Annotated in this window: 2 protein-coding genes; both read left to right on the forward strand. The window is 61.1% G+C overall.

All coding sequences use genetic code 11. From position 1 onward, the window contains the following. Window positions 1-888: hypothetical protein (locus ABD120_RS39310; protein WP_343955567.1), on the forward strand; the 888-nt coding region annotated here is incomplete at its 5' end. Between the two features lie 91 nt (window positions 889-979). After that, on the forward strand, window positions 980-1,381 hold the full coding sequence (locus ABD120_RS39315; RefSeq protein WP_343955569.1) for a hypothetical protein: 402 nt from the start codon (window positions 980-982) through the stop codon (window positions 1,379-1,381). The last annotated feature ends 81 nt before the right edge of the window (window positions 1,382-1,462 follow it).

Here is a 1,462-nt window from a genome sequence, read left to right on the forward strand (position 1 = left end):
ATCCGTACCTACGTCATCACGAAGCACAGCAAGGGAAACAACCACATCGCGAAGCCGGAAGACACCGCTAGGACCCTGTGCGGCAAGGCCGCTACCGGTGAAGGTGTCGAGGAGTCGGTCGTCTGTGGGAACTGCAACCGACTGGCCGACCGTCGAGGGATGGTCGAGGCTCCTAAGCTTGAAGCCACCATGGAGGCGGCGGACCTTATTAGGACTCGCGAAGCGTGGCTTCACCGCGCGGTGGAAATCCTTCGCCCGCGCTATGTCGCGCTGGGGCTTCCGATCCCCGAAAGGCTTCACCTTTCGATCGGTTACGGATACAAGGGGCGCGGCGGGGAGTCGCGTACGATCGAGGGGTTCTGTGTGACCCGGTTCGGCAGCAAGGACGGCGTTAACCACATCTTCATCTCTCCGGAGATTGAGGAGACGTGGCGGGTTCTCGCGGTTCTCATGCATGAACTGATTCACGCTGGCGACGACTGTGCTTCCGGCCACAAGGGAACTTTTGCCCGCGTCGCTAAGGCGTTGGGGTTCAAGGGCAAGATGACCACGACGGACCCGAATGAAGCCCTGATCAAGGACCTTAAGATCATCGCCGACGAGTTGGGGGAGTACCCGCACGGCGCGCTGATCGCGCCGCGAAAGACTCTCCGCACTCCCCGGCAGGCTACGCCAGAAGTGAATGCCGAAGAGGGGGGCGACGAGGGAGAAGGTGAGCCGGGGGGCGTCGAGCACTCCGGGGACAAGCCGCAGACGAACCGCCACGTGCTTCTGAAGTGCATTGCGCCCGGCTGCGACTGTGAGGGCTACCAAGTGCGTACGTCTCGTAAGTGGCTGGCTGTGGGTCTCCCGTCCTGCCCGTGCGGGAATGAGATGCAGTCGGTTTAGGTTCGTGGTGTAAAGCCCTCCGGTTCCCGGGGGGCTTTGTGCTTTTATCGGATACGATGCGCTCAGTCATCCGCGAGAAAGGTCGCTTCCCATGGGCATAAAGATCATAGAGATCAGGCTTTGCGATTACTGCGAAAAGGAGGACCCCGCGAAGGAGACGGAAGCAGACGATACGATTACGATCAACGGCCGTACTGCCCTGGCCTGTGACAGGCACGGCAAGCCGGTTCGGAAGATCCTTGAGGCTTTCGAGGCCGTATCGGTTCCCGACCAGGCCCTACACGACGGGCATGTACCGCGTGGGCGTCGAGGGCGAAGCGCAGCCACACCGCCAACCCTAGGCGGCCACGATAAGCCGAAGGCAGCCGACATTCGGGCGTGGGCTCTCGGGGAGAACGACAGGCTTGGAGAGAAGAAGTACGTCGTTACGGGCAACTCCAGGCTTCGGAACGCAGTCGTCAAGGCATACAAGGACGCCCACGGCCTGAGCTAGAAGACGAAACCCGGCCTACTGGGCAGGCCGGGTTTTGCTATGCCAGAGCCTGAACCAACTTGCAATCTTCTAGGTGATCAC

Origin of the sequence: Nonomuraea longicatena, assembly GCF_039525605.1 — a bacterium.
In the GTDB taxonomy this organism is placed as follows: domain Bacteria; phylum Actinomycetota; class Actinomycetes; order Streptosporangiales; family Streptosporangiaceae; genus Nonomuraea; species Nonomuraea longicatena.

What these genes read in the sequence shown, in the direction of transcription:
- ABD120_RS39315 (WP_343955569.1), top strand. Translation starts at nt 980, where the DNA reads ATGGGCATAAAGATCATAGAGATCAGGCTTTGCGATTACTGCGAAAAG.